This is a genomic window from Azotosporobacter soli (assembly GCF_030542965.1).
GTDB lineage: Bacteria > Bacillota > Negativicutes > SG130 > SG130 > Azotosporobacter > Azotosporobacter soli.
In genome coordinates this window covers 1-22170 of record NZ_JAUAOA010000002.1, presented here as the reverse complement: position 1 = coordinate 22170, position 22170 = coordinate 1, and the positions used below count along the sequence as shown (strand labels likewise).

The window sequence follows — 22170 nt, the reverse complement described above, 5'->3', positions numbered from 1 at the left end:
AAAATTGCAGGATAACGCCAAATAATACCGAAGGGAAATAAATACTGCATTCGGAAATGATTTCGCAGCAAAGGAGGCAGCATGGAAGAAGGCAAAGAACCGGGACGGCTGGCTGGGCAAAAACTGCCGATGACCGGCTTGTTTCATTTATTCGTCGTATATACAATCTGGAGCAGCACGTACTTGTTCATTCGCATCGCGGTCGGTGAGGGCGGCGGCTTTCCGCCGTTTTATCTGGGCGCCAGCCGAATGATCGTGTGTGCGCTGCTTTTGCTTGCCTTTGCGTATTTAAGAAAAAAACAAGTGAAGATCAGCCTGCGTGAAATGAAGACATTGGCATTATCGGGCGTATTGCTCTGGGTCGGCGCCAACGGTTTGGTGATGTGGGCCGAACAATATGCCAACTCCGGCTTTACGGCGCTGATGGTTGCGTCCGCACCGATCTGGACGGCGCTGATCAATGCGCTGCTGGACCGTAAACGACCGTCACTGCTGTTGATTGGCTCGTTGCTCTTCGGCTTTGCCGGACTCGCCGTATTAATGGGGCCGGCGCTCTTGGCTTGGGATAGTCGGGAACTGCTTTCCGGCGGTGCGCTCTTTCTGGCTTCGATCAGCTGGGCCGCCGGATCGGTAGTCCAGACGCGCCATCCGGTCGCGATATCCGCGCCGGTCTCGTCCGGTTATCAACATTTGTTTGCCAGTTTCGGCTTTCTTGCGCTTGCGTTGCTGCTTGGCGAAGCGTGGCCCGCGCCGAGTATGGCCGGTTGGCTTTCCTGGGGATATTTGGTCTTGTTCGGCTCAATCTTTGCTTTCACTTCGTTCATCTATACGCTGCAATTGCTGCCGATCAACATTGCGATGACCTACGCCTACGTCAATCCGGTATTGGCCCTGTTCTTAGGTTGGTGGCTGTTGGATGAAGCGATCACAGTTTGGACGCTGCTTGGTGCGCTGATGGTCGTACTCGGTGTTGTCGGCGTCTTTCGTTCACGCAAGTAATGCGTTTGACAGGAATTGCCAACAAACAGTATAATTTTTATAGACAAAAGCGAGAGGAGCGTTAACATGAAATATTCATCCGAAGTCGAAGAGATGACTTGTGTCGCCAAAGGCGTCAACCACGGTGCGGCGCCGATTCCGCAAGAGGGAAAATGGGTCAAGGCCAAAGAAGTGAAGGATATTTGCGGCCTGACGCACGGCGTTGGTTGGTGTGCACCGCAGCAGGGCGCCTGTAAGCTGACGCTGAACGTGAAGGACGGGATCATCGAAGAGGCTCTGGTCGAGACGATCGGCTGCAGCGGTATGACGCATTCCGCTGCGATGGCATCGGAAATTCTGCCCGGCAAGACGATCTTAGAAGCGCTCAATACCGACCTCGTGTGCGACGCGATCAACACCGCGATGCGCGAACTGTTCCTGCAAATCGTCTATGGCCGCAGCCAGACTGCGTTTTCCGAAGGCGGTCTGCCGATCGGCGCAGGACTCGAAGACCTTGGCAAGGGATTACGCAGCCAGATCGGTACGATGTACGGCACTTTGGCCAAAGGGCCGCGTTATCTGGAATTGGCAGAAGGCTATATTACTTCGCTGGCGCTCGACGAAGACAATGAAATCATTGGATATCAATTCGTGCATCTCGGCAAAATGATGGAAATGATCAAAAAAGGAACCGATGCCAATGAAGCGCTGAAAAAAGCGACCGGAAAATACGGCAGATTCGACGAAGGGGTCAAGCATATCGACCCCCGCCACGAATAACAGAGAGGGGATTGGTAATGATGGCGATGTTTGAAGGATACGAACGGCGTATTGAAACGGTGAATGCCGCGCTTAAGGCGCAGGGCATCGAATCGCTCGAAGCGGCAAAGGCGATCTGCGACGCGAAAGGGATCGATGTCGCAGCGATCGTCAGAGGAATCCAACCGATTTGTTTTGACAATGCCTGCTGGGCGTATACGCTTGGTGCGGCGATTGCAATAAAAAAAGGCTGCACGAAAGCGGCCGATGCAGCGGTTTATATCGGCGAAGGTTTGCAGGGCTTTTGTATTCCGGGTTCTGTCGCCGACAGCCGCAAGGTCGGTATCGGGCACGGCAACCTGGCCGCGATGCTGCTGCGAGAAGAAACGAAATGCTTTGCTTTCTTAGCCGGGCATGAATCCTTCGCCGCGGCGGAAGGCGCGATCGGCATCGTCAAATCGGCCAACAAGGTGCGCAAAGAGGCGCTGCGCGTCATTTTGAACGGCCTTGGCAAGGATGCCGCGCAGGTCATTTCGCGCGTCAATGGTTTTACCTATGTGCAAACGCAATTTGACTATGCGACCGGTAAGCTGAATATTGTCAAAGAGAAACGTTATTCGGCAAGCGAGCGCGGCGATGTGCGCTGCTACGGCGCGGACGATGTGATGGAAGGCGTCGCGATCATGACGCGCGAAGGCGTCGATGTTTCGATCACCGGCAACTCGACCAATCCGACGCGTTTTCAACATCCGGTCGCGGGTACGTATAAGAAAGAATGCATCGAAAACGGCAAGAAATATTTTTCCGTCGCTTCCGGCGGCGGTACAGGACGGACGCTGCATCCCGACAACATGGCGGCCGGACCTGCCTCTTACGGCATGACCGATACGATGGGGCGTATGCATTCGGACGCGCAGTTTGCCGGCTCGTCTTCGGTACCGGCGCATGTGGAAATGATGGGTCTGATCGGCATGGGCAACAATCCGATGGTTGGCGCGAGCGTAGCGGTAGCTGTCGCGATCGAAGAAGCGGCGCGTTAGCTAACAGTGTTTAAAACGTCTATTAAACCACAGGCGACTTTGCCGCCTGTGGTTTAATTACGTCGTAAAAGAGTGAAAATATTCTGCGAAAATTGACGAGCAGCCTGTTTTCAATAGTGCGAAAAAATGATATTATTAAAGGAAAGAAGACAAAAAAACAAGAAATTTGCCTGATCAGCGGCGCTATACAGAGGCCGCATTTTTAGTGGTTTGAATTGAAACCGGTTTCAACCGAGGAGGAAGAGAAGATGGGAAAAACATTTAAACGGATACACATTATCGTAATGGATTCGCTTGGTATCGGAGAAGCGCCGGATGCGGCCGCTTTTGACGATGTAGGCTCCGATACGTTCGGCCATATTGCAGAGGCCTGCGACGGCTTGGCCATTCCGCAGCTGGAAAAACTGGGCGTCGGCAACATTCGCCCGCTGCATAAGATTGCCGCTGCGGAAAAGCCAGAGGCGTATTATGCGGCGCTGCAGGAAGGTTCGATCGGCAAGGATACGATGACCGGACATTGGGAACTGATGGGTCTTCACATCGATGCGCCGTTTCGCGTCTTTCCCGACGGCTTTCCGGCGGAATTGATCGAGAGGATCGAGCAGAAGACCGGTCGCAAGGTGATTGCCAACAAACCGGCCAGCGGTACGGAGATCATCGATGAACTTGGTGAGGAGCATATGAAGACCGGCGCGTTGATCGTCTACACCTCGGCCGATTCGGTGCTGCAGATTGCGGCGCACGAAGACGTCGTGCCGCTGAAGGAACTGTATGAGATCTGCGACTTCTGCCGCGAGATTACAAGACATGACCCCTATATGCTAGGCCGGATCATCGCGCGTCCGTTCATTGGCCAGCCCGGCAGCTTCAAGCGAACTTCGAACCGCCATGATTATGCATTGAAGCCGTTCGGCCGCACGGTGCTGGATGAATTGAAAACGGCCGGCTTCTCGGTCATCGCGCTTGGTAAGATCAATGATATCTTCGACGGAGAAGGCGTGACGCATGCGGTGCGCACCGTATCGAACATGGACGGCATGGACAAGATGATCGAAACGCTGGCGCAAGATTTTACCGGCCTTAGTTTTCTGAATCTGGTCGACTTCGATGCGATGTATGGACACCGGCGCGATGCCAAAGGCTATGGCCGCGCGATTGAAGAATTCGATGCGCGATTGCCGGAGGTGTTTGCGCGCCTGACGGAGGACGACTTATTAATTTTGACTGCTGATCATGGCAATGATCCCTGCTATCGCGGCTCTGACCACACAAGGGAATACGTACCGCTTCTAGCCTATTCGCCGCGCTTTAAAAAAGGCGGCAGCCGTCTTGCGCCGCGTACGCATTTTGCCGATGTCGGCGCGACGATTGCAGAAAACTTTTCGGTTACGCAGCCGAAGCACGGGACGAGTTTTCTGGCGGAATTAAAATAACGGGAGGAATTAAAAGATGAGCATACATATTGGCGCAAAACAAGGCGAGATTGCGGAGACGATTTTGCTGCCGGGCGATCCGTTGCGTGCGAAACATATCGCAGAAACCTATCTGACCGATGTGAGTTGCTACAATGAAGTGCGCGGCATGCTCGGCTTTACCGGCAGTTACAAGGGCAGGCGCATTTCCGTGCAAGGAACGGGGATGGGCATCCCTTCGATCAGCATCTATACGAATGAATTGATTCGCGACTATGGCGTGAAAAATTTAATTCGCGTCGGCACCTGCGGCGCGATGCAGAAAGCAATCCGCGTGCGCGATGTTGTGCTCGCGCAGGCGGCCTGTACCGATTCGAGCATGAACGAGCATGCATTTGACGGCTATGATTATGCGCCGATTGCTGATTTCGCTCTTTTAAAGACGGCCTATGAAAATGTCGTAAAAAAAGGCTTGCAGTTGCATGTCGGCAATGTCTTCACGTCGGATATTTTTTATCGCGAAGACAAGAAAACCGTACAAAAGCTGATGGAGCACAACGTGCTGGCGGTTGAAATGGAAACCGCGGCGCTCTATACGATTGCCGCCCGCTTCGGCGTCAAAGCGCTGACGATTATGACCGTCAGCGATCACTTGATCACTGGCGAGGAAACCACGGCCGCCGAGCGCCAGACGACATTCAACGATATGCTCGAAGTGGCGCTGGAGACGGCCATTACTCTGTAAGAAAACGTCCGCGGCAGAATAAAGTCTGCTGCGGCGTTTGATTTATAGGAATGTTTTTAACACGAAGAAGGGAAGAGAAAACAAAGAGGGGAAGAAATCATGAATGAGTCGCTGCTTAAAATATCTTTGTGCCTTTTCATTTTTCTTCGTGTCTTCGTGTTATATGTCATCCATCAGTCAATTATTTATGAAGGAGAGATTTTGCTATGCAGAAACGAATTGCGGTGTTGACCAGCGGCGGCGATGCGCCGGGGATGAATGCGGCGATCCGCGCGGTGGCAAGGGTTGGCGCGCATTATGGCTATGAGGTGCTTGGCGTTGAACGAGGCTATGACGGTCTGATGCAGGGCGCATTTTTGCTGCTTGACAGCAAGGCGGTTGCGGGTATTATCCATCGCGGCGGAACGATGCTGAAAACGGCGCGCTCGGAAGAGTTTCGCAAACCGGAAGGGCGCAAACTGGCGGCAGAGCAGCTAAAATCACTGGGCATCGAAGATTTGGTGGTCATCGGCGGCGACGGTTCGATGGCGGGCGCGATCGCACTGGAGGAGGAATGCGGCGGCTGGCTGCGCACCTATGTGATTCCGGCAACGATTGACAATGACATGGCCGGCACTGATTACACGATCGGCTTTGATACGGCGGTCAACAACGCGTTCGATGCAATCAACAAAATTCGCGATACGACCGAGTCGCACGAGCGAGTAGCGGTCGTCGAAGTCATGGGACGGAATTCCGGCAATATCGCGTTGACTCTCGGCATCGCCTGCGGCGCGGAACTGGTGCTGGTGCCGGAACGCAAAATGGAAATGCCCGAAGTTTGCGACACGCTGCGTCGCGGCTTTCAGCGCGGCAAGCTGTATACGATCGTCATCGTGGCCGAAGGGGCAGGCGACGCGCATGATGTGGCGGCGCAGATTACAAAATCTACCGGTTTCAAATGCCAGACGACGGCGCTCGGCTATATCCAACGCGGCGGCCATCCGACCGCGCTCGACAATCTGATCAGCAGCGAACTGGGCTTTCATGCGGTAGAGTGCATTGCCAAGCGAAGCGGCAGCGGCATGATCGGCTGGAAGCAGGAGCGGGCTTGCCTGGTTCCCTATGCGGAGCGGACGGTAGGCGAGAAGGGGCGTTTTTCGCGTCTCTATAAGATGATAGAAATATTAGGTAAGCACTAAAAAATAACCGCTGGACAAGTTTGTTGCGGAACGATATAATAAATTCAAATGAACGTTTAAAATGTCTTGAAGGGTGGTTGCGTTGAATGAGAGAAGGGCAGGGCGAACAAAATACCGTTTCAAAGATTCTGGCTGCTGCCACATTGCTCTTTGCGCAAAAAGGATTCAGCGGCGTTTCAGTTAAGGAAATAGCGGAAGCGGCTGGCGTAAACATTGCTTCGATTTCTTACCACTTTGGCGGCAAGGAAAAACTGTATGTCGAAGTTTTGGATCGGCAGTTTGAAGTTATCTATCGATTGATGCAATTGATGGATGATATGAAACTAACGGCAATTGAAGCAATTCGCCAATTTGCAAATTTTTCGCGACAGGTTTATGAAGAATGTCCGTGCTTTAATCGCCTGATGTTGAGTGAAAACGTAAATCCGAATCTATTTTATGCCGAGCAGATGGCTGAGCATGCGCAAAAATTTCGCAAGCACATGTGGGAGATTCTGAAGAGGGGCGTCGCAGACGGCGAACTGCGTGCTGACTTTGACACACGAGTTGCTTCGCTGGCGTTGGTCAGTTTGACGCAATACTATTTTAATGATCGTGATCTGGCAAATGTCTTTTTGGAAGATGGATCGGGACAGGATCAAAGCGAAAGGTATTTGCGTGAAGCGATCGAATTATTTTTGCGCAGTGTGGTAAAGTAGTAAACAACAACGGACACGATCAGGTGTCCGTTTAAAAACAATTTAATTAAACAAATGTTTAATTAAAATAAATATAAATTTTATTGAGGAGTGGAAACATGAATTTGAAACGCAATCATTATTATCTTGCCGCGGCGATCGTCGGCGTGGCTGTGGCAGGGGTCTTTCTCGGACGCAGCTTTTTTTCCGCGCCGGTCGCAGCCGAACATGTGCCGGTCGTGCGGACAAAACAGGTCACGCAACAAAACAGCGCAGAGAATTATTCCTATTCCGGCGAGGTGCGCGGACGCTATGAAACGCAGCTGGGCTTTCAAGTCGGCGGCAAGATTCTGCGCCGCAACGTTGAACTGGGCAGCCGAGTGCAGGCCGGTGATGTGCTGATGACGATAGACGGCAAGGATCTGCAGCAAGGCGTCAACCAATATGATGCGCAGGTCTTCTCCGCGCAGGCGCAGCAGGAACTGGCCGCGGCCAATCTGCAGCGTTATGAGCAGCTCTATAAAAACGGTGCGGTGAGCAAAGCGGAGTATGATCGTTATCGGACCAGTTACGATACGGCTGCTGCGAGTGTGAGGCAGGCATCGGCTCAATATAATCAGGGCGCGAATCAGTTAGATTATAGCGTCTTACGCGCCGACAGTTCGGGTGTGATTGCCAGCCTGGATGCGGAAATCGGCCAAGTTGTCAGTCAGGGGCAAAAAGTGCTGACGTTGGTGCGTGACGGTGAGAAGGAAGTGGAAATCAATGTTCCGGAAAATCGTGTGGAAGAGCTGCGCAAGGCCAAAGAGTGCAAAGTAACGTTCTGGGCGTTGAAAGATGTAACGTTAACGGGCAAGGTAAGGGAAATTTCTCCGATTGCCGATAAAGTATCCCGGACGTTCAAGGTGCGGATTACGCTGAACAACCCGCCGGAAGAACTGAAGTACGGCATGACGGCGACCGTCGTATTGGATGGCGGCAATGAGTCGAGCAGCGTCGAACTGCCGCTGGCGGCCATTTATCAAAACAACGGCACGCCGCAGGTTTGGGTGGTGGAGAACAATCAGGTCGCATTGCGCACGGTAAAAATACGCGCCTTTGGCAATGACCAGGTGCAAGTTATTGAAGGTCTGAAAAATGGCGATGTGGTCGTAACTGCTGGCGTGCATAAACTGTGGGAGGGGCAGCAGGTTAAGACAGGCGGTGGCGGCCTGTGAAACAATTTAATTTTACGCAGTGGGCGCTGGCGCGCAAACAGCTGATTTGGTTTTTCGTTATCCTAATGTTTGTAATGGGCGTATTTTCGTATCGCAACCTGGGGAGAATGGAAGATCCGGATTTTACGATCAAGCAAATGTTGGTCGTTGCCGTTTGGCCGGGAGCAACTGCTCGGCAAGTGGAAGAACAGGTGACCGATAAACTGGAGAAAAAGCTGCAGGATACGCCAGGACTCGATTACTTGAAAAGTTATTCGATGGCCGGACAAACTGTTATTTATGTGAATTTAAAAGACACGGTGCCGGAAAGCGCGGTACGACCGACCTGGCTTGAAGTGCGCAATATGGTCAGCGATGTTCGCTCGTCGTTGCCGGACGGCGTGCAGGAACCGATCTTCAATGATCGCTTTGATGATGTGTTCGGTAATATTTACGCGCTCAGCGGCGACGGATATTCCTATGAAGAACTGCGTGAGTCGGCGGAAAAAATTCGTCGTATTTTGCTTGGCGTGCCGAGCGTTAAGAAAGTGACGCTGGTTGGCGTGCAGACAGAAAAAATTTATATTGAAGTGGAAAATGCCAAATTAGCGCAACTCGGTATTGATCCAAGCTTGATCATATCTTCATTGCAAGGGCAAAATGCAGTGGCTGCTGCAGGCATGTTGCAAACTTCAAGCGACAATGTGAATTTGCGAATCAGCGGCATGTTTGAACAGCTGGACGATGTTCGCAGTATGCCGATTCGAGCTAACGACAGAACGTTCCGTTTGGGCGATATTGCGAAGGTTACTCGCAGCTACAGCGATCCTTCCGATCCGAAAATGTTCTTTAACGGTAAACCGGCGATTGGTTTAGCTTTATCGATGGAAAAAGGCGGCAATGTACTGACGCTGGGAAAAAATCTGCAGGAAACGGTGGATCGGCTGAAACATGAACTGCCGCTCGGAATGGAAATTGGACAGGTGGCCAATCAACCGAAGGTGGTTGAAACATCCATCAACGAATTCGTCAAGTCGCTGATGGAAGCGGTCTTGATCGTGTTGATTGTTAGCTTTATCAGTCTCGGCGCGCGTTCAGGCATGATTGTCGCGCTGTGCATTCCGCTGGTCATTGCGGGCGTCTTTACATGCATGTATCTTTTGGGCATTGATTTGCAAAAGATTTCGCTTGGTGCGTTAATCATTGCGCTTGGATTACTCGTTGACGATGCGATTATCACGATCGAAACGATGGTCGTGAAAATGGAGCAGGGATATGACCGCTTTAATGCAGCCTGCTATGCGTATACTGCGACCGCTTATCCGCGTCTGGCCGGTGCGCTCATTACCTGCGCAGGATTTATTCCGGTAGGATTTTCAAAAGGTACAGCTTCGGAGTATGTCGGCAGCATTTTTAGCGTAGTGACGATTGCACTTTTGCTGTCGTGGGTGGTTGCCTGTACCGCGACGCCGCTCTTCGGCTATCTGTTCATCCGCATCAAGCCGGGCGAAGAGATGCAGGATGAGCATGCGATCTACGATACGCCGTTTTATCGCCGCTTCACATCGATTCTGACATGGTGTCTAAATCAGCGCAAGAAGGTGCTTTTGCTGACACTGGCGGCTTTCATCGCTGCAGTCGGTCTGATGGGGCTGGTGAAGATGGAATTCTTCCCGAGCTCGACGCGGCCGGAACTGATCGTCGGATTGACGCTGCCGGTCGGTTCGTCGCTTAAAGCGACGGAAGATGTCGCGGCAAAGTTTGCCGCCGCCATTGACGGTGATCCGTTATTAGCCAGCTACAGTTATCATACCGGCGAAGGCGCGCCGCGTTTCGTGCTCTGTGCGGAACCGGTCTTTAACGAACCGTATTACTCTGAGTTCGTTATTGTCGCTAAAGATGCGAAAGCCAGAGATGCTTTCACGGCAAAAATGGAGAAAATGTTTGCTGAAGATGAAACGTTTGCCGGCGTACGAATGCACAGCAAGGTATTGCCGAACGGGCCGCCCAGCGCGTATCCGGTCATGCTTCGCGCAAGCGGCTATGATCCGGATCAGGTGCGCGAAATTGCCAAGCAAGTGCGCGATGCGATGCAAAAAAACAGCAAGATGCGCGGCGTCAGTTATGACTGGGACGAAAAAAGCAAGGTCATGCGGCTTGAAATCGATCAGGACAAGGCAAGAATGTTGGGTGTTGATAAGAAAAGTCTCGCGACATCGCTGCAGACGCAACTGTCCGGCGTGGGCATCGGTGAGTTCAGGGAAAATGACAAGACGGTCGGTATCGTGTTCCGTATGGACTCACTCGATCGAAATAATTTAGCACAGGTAAAGAACTGCAATGTGCATATCGGCAACGGACGCTACGTGCCGCTTGACCAAATTGCGAAGATTTCGTATGACGCCGAAGAAGGCTTAATTTGGCGACGTGATTTAAAACCGACGATTATCATTCAGGGCGAGATCGAACCGGGCGTTACCGGCAATGATGTAGCGCAGCAGATTTATGATGATTTGGCGCAACTGCGCCAAAGCTTGCCGCCCGGCTACAGTATCGAACTCGACGGGCCGCTCGAACAAAGCATAAAATCAAGCAAGTTGATGCTGGGGCCGGTACCGGCGATGATCATTATTATTTTGGTTTTGCTGATGCTGCAACTGCAAAATATGGGCAAGATGCTCCTGACGCTTTTGACCGCGCCGCTTGGCATTATCGGCGTCAGCTTGGGACTATTGATCACCGGCAAGGCAATGGGCTTTGTTGTGCAACTGGGGATATTGGCCTTGGCCGGGATCATCATGCGTAACTCCATCATCTTAATGGATCAGATTGAACAATTGATGGTTGCAGGCGAGTGCATGTGGGATGCGATTATCAAGGCAACCGTAATCCGTTTCCGGCCCATCATGCTGACGGCAGCCGCCGCGATCTTGGGCATGATCCCGCTGATCAGCAGCGTATTCTGGGGGCCGATGGCTGTCGCGATTGCGGCGGGCTTGTTTGGCGCTACCGTATTGACGCTCTTGGTGCTGCCGACGATGTACGCGGCCTGGTATAAGGTCTATCCGCCGAGCTGTCACCAGGAAGATGTGCCGGCGAGCGTTAAAGAGTGAAAAGTGGAAGGAAGAACGAACGAATGAAACGAGTGCGATACTGCCTGACGGCCTTGGCGATGCTCCTGCTTTTGGCGGGGCCGTCTGCCTGGGCGATGGAAAATACCGGACGCGAATTAACGCTGTCGGAGAGCATTGAGTTGGCTCTGAAAAACAATCCCAGCATAAAGATTGCCGAAGGGCAGAAAGAAAAGGCGGCTTGGACAGTCAAGCAGGCGCAGGCCGCCCAAGGCGTCAGTATCGATTATACCTATCAGCAAACGCGCACGGATGCGCCGCCGTCCTGGGTGAATCAGTCGGCGGTATGGCAGGTGCCGTATTATAATCACTTTAGCAATCAGATTAGTGCTACGCTGTCTCTTTATACCGGCGGCAAGGTGGAGAATACGATTGCGCAGGCGAAAAAGAGCAGTCAAATTGCTGTACTGAGCGAAAGCCAAACCAAGCAGCAGTTGAAATTGGATACGACGCGCGCCTATTTTAATGTGCTGCAAAGCCTTAATCTGCGTGATATTGCCAGGCAGTCGGTCGATGATTTTGCGGCGCATCTGAAAAATGTGCAGAACCAGTTTGATGCCGGTACGGTTGCTAAAGTGGACGTGCTGCAGACGAAGGTGCAATGGGCCAATGCGCAGGATAGTTTGATCAAGGCGCAAAACAATTATGATGTTGCGGTTTTCAATCTCAATACGATCATGGGTTTACCTCTGTACGAAAGCATTAGGACAAAAGAAAGCCTTGAATACCAGCCGTACCCGCTGACGATCGAGGAATGCGTAGACACGGCCCTGACGAAGCGGCCGGAAATGGCGGAGGCGCAACTCTCACTCGGCGTCGCACAGGATCAAATCAAGATCGCCAAAGGGGATAAGCTGCCGAGCGTCGCTCTTACCGCCAGCTCAAGCTGGCAGGATACGGCTTCGCCGGGCTGGAACTACAATACGAAAAGCATAACGCTGCTGGCAAAATACAATATCTTTGATTCCGGCCAGACGGAGTCGAAAATCAAACAGGCTGATGCTGCACTTACAATCGCCGGACAGCAGGCGCAGCAGACCCGCGATTCGATATCGCTCGAAGCGAGCAGTGCGTATCTGACGCTGAAAGAAGCGGAAAAAAGGATTGAGACAAACAAGGTGGCGGTCGAGCATGCCGAACTCGATTTTTCACTGGCGCAGGAACGATATCAAGCGGGGGTCGGAACGAATCTCGACGTCATCGATTCCGAATTGGCGTTAGCGAAAGCCAGAACCAATTATACGCAGGCACTGTATGACTACAATACCGGAAAAGCGCAGGTTGAACACGCAATGGGCGTTACAGTAAATTAAGAATGATGAAAAGGGCCGTGGAAAACTTAGCGATAAGTCATCCACAGCCCTTTTTTATTATATGTAATGGCTAAAAGAATAGCGAGTATTAGCGCTTTTGCGCTTCTAAAAATAAAACCTTGATGAATTTTTTGCTGTTGATGTGCGTGTCGGAGATCGAGAGCTTGTCTTCGGTCTGCAGCGTCTGCATGCTTTTGCGAACCTGGCTGAAATCGAAAAACTTAGGCGCGTATTCCTCGAATTTGGGATTGCTGTAATCGGTGACGCCTAAGCAGGTCAGATGGTTCAGACCCTGGAAAATAGCCCGGCGTATGCGCTGCTCGAGCGCCTTGCACTCCTTTTTGACTTCGCTGTGCTCGGCGTCGCTGAGTTGCAGGCGCTTCATTGCGACATGGGAAAACATATCTTTCAGGGCGGGGAATTCGTAGTCGAGCGGATGCGCTTCCTGATGCTGAAAAAGAAATTCCAGGATGTCGAGCAGGTCTTTGCCGCCGCTTTCGCCGATCATGCCGAGTTCGGCGAGCAAAAACTGTCCGGCGGAGCGCAGCGTGCTGCGCTTGCAGCTTGGCGCAGCATGAGGAGAGGCGGTTTGACCGGTCGTCAGCGCGAAGAGATTTTGCTCGATACTGCGGATCGTTTTTTGCAGCCGGACATGTTCGAGCACGTTTTTCAAAATACTGAGAACTTCGATACGATTGATTGGCTTGGTGATGTAGTAGTGAATGCCGAGCTGATAGGCGGAGGCGATCATTTCCTTGTTTTCGACTTGCGACAGCATGACGATGCGGCCCGCGAAAGCGGGCTGAATCGCCTGTACCGTTTCGATTCCGTCGCGCAGCGGCATTAAGAGATCGATCAGCAGAATATCGACGCGCTTCATCGCTAACAGCGGAGCGTCGACGGAAGCGCCATTGTCGGCTTCGCCGACGACTTCACCTAAATCGTTATCTTCGATGATTTCGCTGAGCATCGAGCGAATTGCTTCATCATCATCCACAATAAAAAAACGCATGGCTTCAGTTCTCCTTTGTCAGATGTTGCAGGGGCAGGCGGATCGTAAAGACGGCTCCGGGCGAGTCGTCGGGCGTTTTCAGGCTGATGCTGCCTTCGAGGCTCTGCGCCAAATCGCGGATGTAGGGCAAGCCCATCCCGGTCGAAGGCGTGCCGGACTGATCAAACTTCGTCGTGTAGCCGGGGCGGAAGATCAGATTTTGTTTTTTTGTCGGGACGCCGGGGCCGGAATCACGCACGCCCAGTTCGAGAAAGTCTGCGCTGCGACGGAAGGAAACTTCAATCGCGCCGATATCCTGGATCGCTTCGACCGCGTTCGCAACCAGATTATTGACCAGTGAGAGAACGGTATAGACGTGCAGAGGCGGAATATCGCCCAAGACATGCAAATGAAAAGTGATGAGCTTATTGAGCGAACGGGCGTATTTTTGATGCGACTGGATGATGATTTCCGCCAGCTCCGAAACCGGCAGATAATCATTCAGCTTGCCGTCGGAAATGAGACGGCTCAGACTGGCGTAAATACGTTGGTTATCTTTTTTGATTTCATGCACCTGCCCGGCGATTTCCAACATGTTTTGCGCAAACTGATTGCGATTGAAAAGCGTCTGGCTGTTTTGCAAATCGCGATACAGTGTATAGCACGCGCGCGTAATCTCTTCGGCGTTTTGCATTGATTTGTTCAATTGGATCACTTCTTCGTACAAGCCGGAAATGATCAGCAGCATATTTTTATTTTGTTCCCGCTGCTGCTCGGTGACGAATTCAGCCTGACGAAGTTCCATGATAAAGAAAAAACTTAAAACGAAAAAGCTGCGGATGATCGCGGCGATAAAAATTTCCGTCAGGATCGGCGCAGTGAAAATGGCTGCGGCATTGGCATGACTGATCGATAAGACGAGTTCGGCCAGGCTTGCGCCGATTTCGGCGCTGACGGCCAGCGCGCCGATGCGCAGCGGCCTGTCGTAGGCTTCTTTGGCGCGGCCAAGCTGAAAGAGCAGGGCGTAGGTGATGTAGTAAAAGAAGGCCGGCAGATGGAGAAAAAAGCTGTCGGTTGCGTTGTAATTGCCATTGCCGATGTCCAATGCGATGCGAAACAGCAACACGGAACAACCGGTCAGAAAGCCCGAACGCGCGAAGGAGATATGGCGCAGCCAGAGGAGGAAAAACAAAAAAGCCGGTGAACCGAAACTGACGCGAAACGAATGAAAATCGCCGCCGAAAGGGAAAAACTTAAGTTCGCCGGCGAGCGGAACGACGAGCAGCATGAGGCACAACGCCAAAAGATTCTTATTCATAAATGAAAACCCTTTTCTATATAGTATAACAGGAAAGTGAGTGACCCTCGTTACAGGATAGCAGAAAAATGAGAATGCTTCTAGGCAGGCTATTAAAAATTTTCCGATAGTTTTTCGGATTTTGTTGGATTCTGTAGGCTGGGTGATAGAGTAAAAGCAGAGGTTGGAAGAGGCCCATGCAACTCATCCTCATCAACCAGAGAAGTAAGAAAGGGTAGATGAAAATGAAAAAAATGAAATTTGGTCTTGGAACGCAAATCCTCATCGGTCTTATCCTTGGCGTCGCTGTTGGCGCATTTTATTATGGCGATCCCAATATCGAGGGATACCTCAAGCCCATCGGCGATATATTTATCCGCATGATCAAGATGATTGTCGCACCGATCGTCCTTTCTTCGCTGATTGTCGGCATTGCCGGCGTCGGTGACACAAAAAAACTGGGCAAGATCGGCGGCAAAACAATCCTGTTTTTTGAAGTCGTCACAACGATTGCGATTGTGATGGGGCTGCTGATCGGCAATATCGTCAAACCGGGCATTGGAATTGACAATATGGGCTCGTTGGCAAAAAGCAATATCTCAAACTATGTGAATACGGCAGAATCGGTCGGCCATCACAGTTTTGCCGACACCTTCGTAAATATCGTGCCAAGCAACGTATTTGACGTGCTGGCCAAAGGCGATATGCTGCCGATCATTTTCTTCTCGGTCATCTTCGGCCTCGGCGTTGCGGCCATCGGCGAAAAAGGCAAACCGGTTCTGCATTTCTTCGAAGGCATGGCCGAAGCAATGTTCTGGGTGACCAACCAGATCATGAAATTTGCACCGTTCGGCGTATTCGCGCTGATCGGCAGCACGGTTGCCAAATTCGGCCTGCAGTCGCTGATCCCGCTCGGCAAGCTGGTCGTCACGGTGTATGGTTCGATGTTCTTCTTCGTCTTTAGCGTATTGGCGCTGATTGCGCGCGTCTATGGTCTGAAAATCATGAACCTGATCCGCGTGTTGAAAGATGAATTGATTCTCGCTTATACTACAGCCAGCTCGGAAGCGGTACTGCCGAACATCATGACGAAAATGGAACAGATGGGCTGTCCGAAAGCGATCACGTCTTTCGTGATCCCGACCGGTTACTCGTTTAACCTGACCGGCTCTACGCTCTATCAGGCGGTGGCTGCGATCTTCCTCGCACAAATGTACGGTATCGAGCTGTCGGTTGCGCAGCAGATCAATCTGATGGTGGTCTTGATGGTTACGTCCAAAGGCATTGCCGGCGTTCCCGGCGTATCGTTCGTCGTGCTCCTGGCGACGCTGGGTACGGTCGGTATTCCGGCGGAAGGCTTGGCGTTCATTGCCGGCGTCGATCGCTTCTTAGATATGGCCAGAACCGTCGTCAATGTCATCGGCAATGCACTGGCTGCGATCGTCATTTCCAAATCGGAAAAACAGTATGACGAGAAAAAAGAAGAGGAAATTTTGCGTCAGGCTGCGTAAGACAATGAGAAAAACCCACGCGCTACAAGCCGTTACGGTAGCGCGTGGGTTTTATGTTTCTTATTGAATCCAAAAATCATTCGGCTGACGAAAGACGAATGATTTTTTTCCCTGTGCGGCCAAGAGTGCATTGCAGTCCTTTTCCGTCGCAGGAAATACGATCGCTTCCCACGGCGGCGCTGCGCTGCTGCCCAGGTTCCAGCCCGGCAGGAACATCAGCGGGTTCTGTCCGCCTTGCGCTTCGCGTTGAGCCAGATAACGGTTTTTCAGAAGCTGCAGTTCGCCGAGACGGCGCAGAAAGGTCGGCAGACGATCGTTTTTGCCCGGTGCGTTGAGAAATTTCTTATGATAGTAGCTGTTGGCGCTTTCCGTCAGGATCTTTAAGATCTTGCGCAACATATGCTTATCCGGTTCGGGGATGAACGTCACTTCGTCATCGACAAAGCTAATTTGACTCAGCTCAACGTTAGCGTGGTGCAAAATCGCCGTAAAGCCGTTTTCCTCCGGTTGAAAGCCTTCGAACCAGACGCCGCAAAGCCGGGCTGGCTCATCGGCCGGCGTGCGTTTCTTCGTCTTGAGCACATCCTTGCTGCTCTCGATTGCTTCCAGTTTGGCGGAGACTTGCTGCCGCCCGGCCGCTTTTTGCAGACGCTTCTGATAGCGATCCAGATGCGCGAGAAAATATTCCATCAGATCCGTATAGCTGAGCGGCAGATCTTTGGCGAGCACTTCTTCGTAGACGCTGCGCAAGATCGCCGTACATTCCGGCTTCTTCGGTTTTTCACGGCGTTCGCCGACCGTGTGCTGGTAGCGTTCCTGCAAGAGGGCGGCAATCCAGTCCCGGTCTGCTTTGGCCAGACGATGCCAGGCGGCGTTGCCGGCTTTATGATGGGGTTGGTCCATGTTGCATCCCTCCTAGTATGGTTATAAAGGGTAATTCGGGTTGGCAGGTCTTGTTTCCTGCCTGTAGAAAGGTTGGCAGGGCGGGCATATTATGTTACAGTTATTTAAGCAGAACGTGTTACGCTCAGAAATAGGAGTAAAATGCAATGAAACCAGATAAAACAGAGATTCCCATTCCGACGAAGGAATTCGTGCTGGGGCGTAAAGCTTATTATATTATGACAAGTTGCTTAGTGCTGGTCTGCCTGTTTGCGGCCTGGCAATACAAGGCGATTTTTGAAAAGGGCAGGGTACAGGATCGCTTGATTGTGAAAACGCAGACGGTCGGCCCGGCCGGTGATGCGACCGCCTATGCCTTCAGCGGCGTGGTGCGCGGACGCTATGAGATCCCGATGAGTTTCTCGGCCAGCGGTCGCGTCTCTGAAATTTTGGCGGATGTCGGTTCGGCGGTGAAAAACGGCGACGTTCTGATGCGACTGGCGGTCACCGTGACGCAGGAAGCTGCGGGAACGAGCAGCGGCGTCGGCGTCGAGGCGGCGCAGGCGGAAGTCGCCAAGGCGGAAGCGAATCTGAATACATTTGGCCAGTTATACAAGCAGGGCGCTATCAGCCGGGTCATGTTCGAACGTTACCAGGCCGCTTATGATGCGGCCATGGCGAATCTGCAGCAAGCGCGGCAGGCCGGTGGAACCGTTACACGCAGCAGCGCTCCGGTCGCGCCGGGCGTACTCAAGACAGACTATGCCGGGATGGTCATCGGTTTGGATGCGAAGCTTGGCGACTCGGTCAGCGCCGGACAGCGGGTGCTGACTTTGGTCAGGGAAGGTTCGGGTGCGAAGGAAATTGCTATTGTCGTGCCGGAAGAGCAGCTCGAGGGCTTCCGCAAGATGGAGACAATCAAGGTCAGCTTTGAAGCGCTGCCTGGTGTGAGTGTCGAAGCCAGGCTGCGTGATGCGACATCAGCGGTCAGCCAGGACGGAGCGAATGTGGCCAATGTTCGCCTGACACTGATCAATCCGCCGCCGGAAGTGAAGTACGGCATGACGGCTGCCGTAACGGCGGGCGGCGTCGGCTCGGTGAAACCGGAAGTGATCGTGCCGCTTACCGCGGTCATACAGCGTGACGCACTGCCCGCCGTCTGGGTCGTTGTCGATCATGCCGCCGTAGCGCGCGTCGTCAAACTGCGTAGCCGCGATGCGGAGAACGTGCAAATCGTCGACGGTCTGCAGCCGGGCGACGTCGTCGTGGTGTCGGGCGTGCAGACTTTGTGGGACGGAAAACAAGTTGAGTAGTTGAAGCTAATGCAGAAGTGTTCGAAATAAGAAGGAAGAAGTGCAGCGTATTGTTAAAACGACAATATGTTACACTTCTTTTTGTTTGCTGCTGTTATGCGTAACTGAAAATAATGCGGATTTTTTAAAAAAAATTTTAGCGTCAAAATGATGATAAAAAATTATCATATGAAGAAAAAACATCTTAAAAGTGAGAAGAATAAAACAATTGAAACGACGCTTAAAAGACTAAAGTACTTTCTGGGGAGAACAAAATAAAAAATAGTAGTTAATTAAAAGAATAGTATGATAAAAAAATCTTAGCATAGGAGGAATTTATCGCGCGATGAAGAAGTAAGAAAACAAAGATAATTTGGGAAGTTTACAAGAGGGTGGCGTCAATGAGCTATAAAAAGAAGCTTGCAATGTATATTCCGCTGGTGGATTTCATTGCGGATATCATCGGTTCGCATTGCGAAGTGCTGTTGCATGATATCGTGGATGCGGAGAATTCGGTTATTGCGATTCGCAACGGTTACATCAGCGGCCGGTACCTAGGCTGTCCGCTGACGGATCTTGGATTCAAGCTGCTGGAAAACAAAGGCTATCAGGGACAGAATTCCTTGGTTAATTATCGCAGCCGTACCGACAGCGGCGAAAAATTGATTTCTTCTACCTATTATATAAAGGACGAGGAAGGAACGTTGATCGGCATGCTTTGCGTCAACATCCTCAATTCGCCTGAAAATCAGGCCAGCAAAATTCTCGGCGATTCGCTGACGACGCTGTTGCAGAATGTGCCGGTTATTTCGGAGCAGGAAGAAGTGACCGAGTCGCTGACGCCTTCGCTCGACTTGGTGGTGGAAGAAGCGTTCAAAAAAGTATCTTCCAGGTATAAAGTGCCGGTGGAACGGATGAGCAGCGAGGAAAAAAGCGCAATCGTCCAAGAGTTGAGTAAGAACGGCATCTTCAAGATCAAGGGCGCGATTCCCAAAGTCGCGATTCGCTTGAAGTCGTCAGAAAGTACGATTTATCGTTATCTGTCAAACAAGTAAAAGCAGGTACCACCCGGATGCACGGTCTTTCGGCAAAAAAATCGCTGCTCCGGTTACGATATAGAGTGAACATCGTGGTGCGAAAATTATGGATAGTATGGATAGGAAGGAGTAGTCAAAATGTATGTCTCGTTGGGAGAAATAGAGAAAGCCCGAGAAACCTTGGCAGGGGTTATTTGCCGGACAAGCCTGGCTTACACGAATACAGTCAGCGACATGACCGGTAATCTGGTTCATATCAAAATGGAGAATCTGCAACGAACCGGATCGTTCAAATTGCGTGGTGCATACAATAAGATCGCTAATTTGAGTGAAACGGAAAAGGCCCATGGGGTGATCGCCTCTTCGGCCGGCAATCATGCGCAGGGCGTTGCGCTCGCGTCGACGGTGTTTGGCATCAAGTCGACGATCGTGATGCCGCGGCATGCTCCATTATCCAAGGTCAATGCGACTCGCGGCTATGGCGGCAAAGTCGTTTTGCATGGCGATGTCTATGACGAAGCCTATGCAATGGCGCGCCAGATTGAAGCGGAGGAGAAGTCGACCTTCATCCATCCGTTTAATGATCCTTTGGTCATTGCCGGACAGGGGACGATCGGTCTGGAGCTGTTGGAGGATATGCCGGAGGTGGAGACTGTCGTGGTGCCGATCGGCGGCGGCGGCTTGATTGCCGGCGTGGCGATCGCGCTGAAAGAGAGCAATCCGAAGATCAAGGTGATCGGCGTGCAGACCAAGAATATGCCGTCGATGCTCGAATCGCGCGCTTGCGGCAAGGTAACGACGATTTCCGGACCGCCGACGATTGCCGACGGCATTGCGGTCAAGACTCCGGGCAGCATGACGTTTGACATCGTGCAGAAATATGTCGATGACATCGTCGTGGTGGATGAGGAAGAGATTGCCGGAGCGATTCTCCTGCTTCTGGAACGCGTGAAGACGGTTTCTGAAGGCGCGGGCGCCGCAGCGGTAGCTGCGATCCTGCATCGTTTGCCGCAGTTCCAAAAGACGAAAATGGCGGCGATCATCAGCGGCGGCAACATTGACGTCAACACGATGAGTCGAATCATCAACCAGGGCCTTGGTAAGACCGGACGCAAAGTGTTTTTTGACACGATCGTTTCGGACAAACCGGGCATGCTCTGCAAGTTGCTCGAATTGATTGCCGGTGCGGGCGCGAATGTCGTTGCCGTTACGCACAACCGTGAAAACCGCGGCGTTTCGCTTGGTTATGCCAGAGTGGAACTGGAACTCGAGACTGCAGATGACGATCATATCCAAAGATTGAAGCACCTGATGGAACAAAACCAATACTGCGTAAATATACGATAAGAGAGAGGTAAGAGAGTATGGAAGAGAAACAACTTACCAGGGGTCTTAAAGCGCGTCATATCGAACTGATCGCTTTGGGCGGCACAATCGGCGTAGGTCTATTCATGGGTTCGGCAAGCACCATCAAGTGGGCAGGACCGTCGGTTCTTCTCGCCTATGCGTTAGCCGGCATGGTTATGTTCTTCGTTATGCGGATCATGGGCGAAATGCTGTTCCTCGAACCGGTCACCGGTTCCTTCGCCACCTATGCGCATAAATACATTCATCCGTTGGTCGGTTATCTGACCGCCTGGTGTTACTGGTTCCTCTGGGTCACCGTCGGCATGGCCGAGGTCACCGCAATCGGCATTTATTGTAATTATTGGTTTCCGGACGTCGCACAGTGGATTCCTGCACTCGCAGGCGTTGCGATCGTCGCTGCGGCCAACATGGCAGCAGTTAAATACTACGGCGAATTCGAATTCTGGTTTGCACTCATTAAAGTAGCGGCCATCATCACAATGCTGGTCATCGGCGTTGGCATCATCGCTTTCGGTATCGGCAACGGCGGCGTGCCGATGGGCATCGGCAACCTCTTTAATCACGGCGGTTTCTTCCCGGGCGGTCTCGAAGGCTTCCTCTTCGCACTCTGTTTAGTTACCGCGGCGTACCAAGGCGTTGAACTCGTCGGCATCACGGCCGGCGAAGCCGAAGATCCGAAAAACACGCTGCGCAAAGCAACGAAAAACATCATCTGGCGTATCCTGATTTTCTACATCGGCGCGATCTTCGTTATCCTGTCCATCTATCCCTGGAATCAAATCGGCACCATCGGCAGCCCGTTCGTTATGACCTTTGCCAAAGTCGGCATCGTAGCCGCTGCCGGCATCATCAACTTCGTTGTTTTAACCGCGGCCATGTCCGGCTGTAACAGCGGCATCTACAGCGCGGGCCGCATGCTCTACACGCTGGCGCAAAACGGCCAGGCGCCGAAATTCTTCGGCAAAGTATCCGAAAGCGGCGTACCGTCGAACAGCATCATGACCACAATCGGCTGTCTGCTGCTTGGCGTATTCTTCAACTTTATCGCACCGGATTCCAAACTGTTCATCTATATCTACAGCGCCAGCATCCTGCCTGGCATGATTCCCTGGTTTGTCTTGGCGATTGCGCAACTGAGCTTCCGCAAGAAATGGGCGGCTGAAATGCCGAATCATCCTTTCAAATCGCCGTTCTATCCGATCAGCAACTATTTCACGATTGTGTTCCTCTGCTGCGTACTGGTCGGCATGTGGTTCAACTCCGATACGCAGGTATCGCTGATCGTCGGCGCAGTGTTCTGCGCGATCGTCATTGCCAGCTATTACATCTTTGGCATGGGCAAACGTCAGACGCTGCATGA

Annotated in this window: 18 protein-coding genes; 15 read left to right on the top strand and 3 right to left on the bottom strand. The window is 52.0% G+C overall.

Annotated elements, in window-relative coordinates; all coding sequences use genetic code 11:
• Positions 1-81: 81 nt before the first annotated feature.
• The 10 genes from QTL79_RS02090 to QTL79_RS02045 all read left to right on the top strand — a co-directional run bounded on the left by QTL79_RS02090 (position 82) and on the right by QTL79_RS02045 (position 12432).
• Positions 82-999 (top strand): EamA family transporter, encoded by a 918-nt coding sequence (locus tag QTL79_RS02090; RefSeq protein ID WP_346353279.1) that lies wholly within the window; start codon positions 82-84, stop codon positions 997-999.
• Positions 1000-1065: 66 nt separating this feature from the next.
• Positions 1066-1758 (top strand): iron-sulfur cluster assembly scaffold protein, encoded by a 693-nt coding sequence (locus QTL79_RS02085; protein ID WP_346353278.1) that lies wholly within the window; start codon positions 1066-1068, stop codon positions 1756-1758.
• A 20-nt stretch (positions 1759-1778) separates the two neighbouring features.
• A complete protein-coding gene (locus QTL79_RS02080) occupies positions 1779-2777 on the top strand; it encodes a GGGtGRT protein (RefSeq protein ID WP_346353624.1) in 999 nt (332 codons plus the stop codon).
• Positions 2778-3025: 248 nt separating this feature from the next.
• Positions 3026-4210, top strand: coding sequence for a phosphopentomutase (gene deoB / locus QTL79_RS02075; RefSeq protein ID WP_346353277.1), 1185 nt, complete (start codon positions 3026-3028; stop codon positions 4208-4210).
• Between the two features lie 16 nt (positions 4211-4226).
• Complete coding sequence (deoD, locus tag QTL79_RS02070; protein ID WP_346353276.1) at positions 4227-4934, top strand: purine-nucleoside phosphorylase; 708 nt, start codon at positions 4227-4229, stop codon at positions 4932-4934.
• A 206-nt stretch (positions 4935-5140) separates the two neighbouring features.
• On the top strand, positions 5141-6115 hold the full coding sequence (locus tag QTL79_RS02065; RefSeq protein ID WP_346353275.1) for an ATP-dependent 6-phosphofructokinase: 975 nt from the start codon (positions 5141-5143) through the stop codon (positions 6113-6115).
• A gap of 86 nt (positions 6116-6201) precedes the next feature.
• Complete coding sequence (locus tag QTL79_RS02060; protein ID WP_346353274.1) at positions 6202-6813, top strand: TetR/AcrR family transcriptional regulator; 612 nt, start codon at positions 6202-6204, stop codon at positions 6811-6813.
• Positions 6814-6911: 98 nt separating this feature from the next.
• Positions 6912-8009 carry an efflux RND transporter periplasmic adaptor subunit gene (locus QTL79_RS02055; RefSeq protein WP_346353273.1) on the top strand — a complete coding sequence of 366 codons (1098 nt, stop codon included), beginning with the start codon at positions 6912-6914 and terminating at the stop codon, positions 8007-8009.
• Positions 8006-11101 carry an efflux RND transporter permease subunit gene (locus tag QTL79_RS02050; protein WP_346353272.1) on the top strand — a complete coding sequence of 1032 codons (3096 nt, stop codon included), beginning with the start codon at positions 8006-8008 and terminating at the stop codon, positions 11099-11101. Before QTL79_RS02055 ends, QTL79_RS02050 begins: the two co-directional genes overlap by 4 nt.
• A gap of 23 nt (positions 11102-11124) precedes the next feature.
• A complete protein-coding gene (locus QTL79_RS02045) occupies positions 11125-12432 on the top strand; it encodes a TolC family protein (protein WP_346353271.1) in 1308 nt (435 codons plus the stop codon).
• Positions 12433-12520: 88 nt separating this feature from the next.
• Here the strand turns inward: QTL79_RS02045 and QTL79_RS02040 are convergent, their stop codons facing one another.
• Both QTL79_RS02040 and QTL79_RS02035 read right to left on the bottom strand, forming a co-directional pair.
• Positions 12521-13444: a DNA-binding domain-containing protein gene (locus QTL79_RS02040; protein WP_346353270.1), complete on the bottom strand. Its 924-nt coding sequence runs from the start codon at positions 13442-13444 to the stop codon at positions 12521-12523.
• A gap of 4 nt (positions 13445-13448) precedes the next feature.
• Complete coding sequence (locus QTL79_RS02035; protein WP_346353269.1) at positions 13449-14741, bottom strand: sensor histidine kinase; 1293 nt, start codon at positions 14739-14741, stop codon at positions 13449-13451.
• Between the two features lie 224 nt (positions 14742-14965).
• Here QTL79_RS02035 and QTL79_RS02030 point away from each other — a divergent pair, with 224 nt between their 5' ends.
• The gene (locus QTL79_RS02030) at positions 14966-16231 is read left to right on the top strand and encodes a cation:dicarboxylate symporter family transporter (RefSeq protein WP_346353268.1); all 1266 of its coding nucleotides are present in this window, start codon (positions 14966-14968) and stop codon (positions 16229-16231) included.
• A 60-nt stretch (positions 16232-16291) separates the two neighbouring features.
• Here the strand turns inward: QTL79_RS02030 and QTL79_RS02025 are convergent, their stop codons facing one another.
• The gene (locus tag QTL79_RS02025; protein ID WP_346353267.1) at positions 16292-17134 is read right to left on the bottom strand and encodes a hypothetical protein; all 843 of its coding nucleotides are present in this window, start codon (positions 17132-17134) and stop codon (positions 16292-16294) included.
• 146 nt (positions 17135-17280) lie between these two features.
• On the opposite strand from QTL79_RS02025, the gene QTL79_RS02020 reads away from it, so the two are divergent.
• From QTL79_RS02020 to QTL79_RS02005, 4 genes are all read left to right on the top strand, one after another.
• Positions 17281-18426 (top strand): efflux RND transporter periplasmic adaptor subunit, encoded by a 1146-nt coding sequence (locus QTL79_RS02020; protein WP_346353266.1) that lies wholly within the window; start codon positions 17281-17283, stop codon positions 18424-18426.
• Positions 18427-18806: 380 nt separating this feature from the next.
• A complete protein-coding gene (locus QTL79_RS02015) occupies positions 18807-19460 on the top strand; it encodes a helix-turn-helix transcriptional regulator (RefSeq protein ID WP_346353265.1) in 654 nt (217 codons plus the stop codon).
• A gap of 120 nt (positions 19461-19580) precedes the next feature.
• Positions 19581-20789, top strand: a complete 1209-nt coding sequence (gene ilvA, locus QTL79_RS02010) for a threonine ammonia-lyase (RefSeq protein ID WP_346353264.1) — start codon at positions 19581-19583, stop codon at positions 20787-20789.
• 17 nt (positions 20790-20806) lie between these two features.
• Positions 20807-22170: amino acid permease (locus QTL79_RS02005; protein WP_346353263.1), on the top strand; the 1364-nt coding region annotated here is incomplete at its 3' end.